The 2,537-nt window shown below is 66.1% G+C and carries 2 protein-coding genes and 1 pseudogene; 1 reads left to right on the top strand and 2 read right to left on the bottom strand.

All coding sequences use genetic code 11. The features are described 5' to 3' along the window. Positions 1-488: pseudogene (locus ACEN88_RS29160) on the bottom strand (molybdopterin oxidoreductase); the annotation flags it as partial. Further along, positions 485-1,135 carry a cytochrome c3 family protein gene (locus tag ACEN88_RS29155; RefSeq protein WP_413345322.1) on the bottom strand — a complete coding sequence of 217 codons (651 nt, stop codon included), beginning with the start codon at positions 1,133-1,135 and terminating at the stop codon, positions 485-487. The gene ACEN88_RS29155 and the pseudogene ACEN88_RS29160, both read right to left, overlap by 4 nt. A 207-nt stretch (positions 1,136-1,342) precedes the next feature. Here ACEN88_RS29155 and ACEN88_RS29150 point away from each other — a divergent pair. Continuing rightward, positions 1,343-2,537 (top strand): MCP four helix bundle domain-containing protein (locus ACEN88_RS29150; RefSeq protein ID WP_413345320.1); only part of this gene is annotated, 1,195 nt, incomplete at its 3' end.

Here is a 2,537-nt window from a genome sequence, read left to right as displayed (position 1 = left end):
CGTGGGACCCGCTGCACGACGACGGTGCCCGTCAGGATGTGCAATCCCGCGCCGCCGTCCTGCTCGAAGCGGGGCCGGCGTGCCTGCAGCGCCGCCTCGAACGCGCCCCACGTCGCCATCTCCTCGCCGCGGAACACGGCCTGCGACCGGTCCGGGTCCCACAACTGCAGGATGGACGCCTGCGCGAACACGTCGGTGGCGCCCGCGCTCACCGGATGGTCCGGATTGCCCTCGACCTTCGTCGGCCGCCCCATGTTCGATTCCACGAGCACGCCGTGCGCGAGCCCGTTGCGCACGAACGCGGTCGCGTAAAACATGGGCAGGCCCGGCACGCCCTGCTCCGGCATCGTCGCGTACGGGACGATGGTTTCGGCCGGCGGCCCGCTGCACCCGGCGCTGGCCAGCGCGGCCGATGCGGCCATCAGCTTCAGGAAGCGGCGCCGTGCCGGTTCGTCCTGGGCGATCGGGAAAACAGGATGCGTCTTCATCGGTGGCAGGTGGAGCAATTGGTCAGCGCCTGGGCATCGCGCAAGTGGTACAGGCGGTTCAGCTGGCGGATCTCGTCCGCGCTGAGCGGCTTTTGCGGCGCCATCGACAGCACCTGGTTCAGCGGCCGCACGTGGTTGGGCGCGTCGCGGTGGCAGCGCAGGCACCATTGCATCTCCAGCGACGCCGTGCGCCACGTGATGGGCATCTGGTCCACGCGCCCGTGGCACTCGATGCAGGCGACGCCCTTGGCCACGTGGATGTCGTGTTCGAAATAGACGAAGTCCGGCAGGTCGTGCACGCGCACCCAGTGGAGCGGCTTGCCCGTGCGTGCGCTTTCGTGCAGTGGCGCAAGCAGCGGCGAATCCACGAACAGCTGCGAATGGCAGCTGAGGCAGACCGACGTCGACGGCATCCCGGCCGTGGCCGAGTTCTCCACGGACGTGTGGCAGTAGCGGCAATCGATGGCGTCGTCGGCCACGTGGTGCTTGTGGCTGAACGGAATCGGCTGGGCGACGGGGGCGAAGGTCACGTTACGCGGCGACATGGTCCAGCGGGCCAGCGCGATCCACGTTGCGACCCCGACCAGCAGACCCAGCAGGATCAGCTTGACGAGCAGGACTGCGGAACGGGAGAACGGTGGCGCCATCGTGCATGAGAACGGTAGTGGATCCGGAACACACGAACGCAGTATAGGCTGTCGATCATGCAACACCGCACACGTTACCGCTGGGCAGCAAACATTTGTAGCAAACTAATTAGATTGTGGAATATACGTATAACCAGATTGCATGACAACAACATTGAATGTCGGTTATCATCGTTGACTTACGGAAATACTTCTAATTATCAGACGATGAACTGGTTCAACCGCTTACGCCTCGCGAGCAAGCTGGGCATTACGTTCGCCGCCGTCCTCGCACTCACCGTGCTGGTCGGCGCCATCTCGATTCATCAACTGGCGAAGGTCAACGACACCTCGCTGCGCCTGTCCGGGCACTGGATGCCGGGCATCCGCGTCATCGAAGACATCAAGTCGCAAGTCGCCCGCATCCGCACGCGCGAGCTGCAATACATTATCTCGAGCGATTCGGCCGAGATGGACAAATACGACAAGGTGATCGCGCAAGACCTCGAAGACTTGCGGCGCATGCAGGACGACTACGTCAAGCTGCTCGAATCGCCGGAAGAACAGCAGAGCTACGCGGAATTCCTCGGCCTGTGGCAGCGCTACATGGCGGAAGACGCCAAGGTCCGCGCCGCCGCGCGCCAGAACGACGGCGCCCTGGCCAAGTCGCTGATCCGCGGCGAATCGAACAAGCTGATCGTCGCCATCCGCGCCAACGTCGACAAGGCCGTCGACAACTACACGGCAGGCGGCCGCGCCGCCGCGCTCGATGGTTCGCGCCGCTACGCGGCATCGCGCGTGCTGATCGTGTCGCTCGTCTGCGGCTGCGTGCTGCTGGGCGCCGCCGGCGCCACGCTGCTCACGCGCTGGCTGATGCGCCGCCTGGGCGGCGAGCCGGACTACGCGACCGACATCGTCAAGCACATCGCGGCCGGCGACCTGTCGATGGACGTGCAGACCCGCCCCGGCGACCAATCCAGCCTGCTCGCCGCGATGAAGGCGATGCAGGGCAACCTGGCCCACATCGTCGGCAACGTGCGCGCCGCCACCGGCACGATCTCCAGCGCCTCCACGCAGATCGCGGCCGGTAACCTGGACCTGTCCTCGCGCACCGAGCAGCAGGCCAGCGCCCTGCAGCAGACGGCCGCCTCGATGGAAGAACTGACCGCGACCGTGCGCAACAACGCGGAACACGCGAACCAGGCCAACGCCCTCGCCGACACGGCCGCCGGCGTCGCCCAGCAGGGTAGCACGGCCGTCGCGCGCGTCGTCGACACGATGGGATCGATCCACGCGTCGTCGCAGAAGATCGTCGACATCATCGCCGTCATCGACGGCATCGCCTTCCAGACCAATATCCTCGCGCTGAACGCGGCCGTGTTCGCCGTCGTGGCGGGCGAAGTGCGCACGCAGGCCCAGCGTT

The sequence above is a fragment of the Massilia sp. CT11-108 genome, from assembly GCF_047302915.1.
In the GTDB taxonomy this organism is placed as follows: domain Bacteria; phylum Pseudomonadota; class Gammaproteobacteria; order Burkholderiales; family Burkholderiaceae_D; genus Telluria; species Telluria orientalis.
Note: the sequence above shows the minus strand (reverse complement) of the source record. Positions and strands in the feature narration are given on the sequence as shown.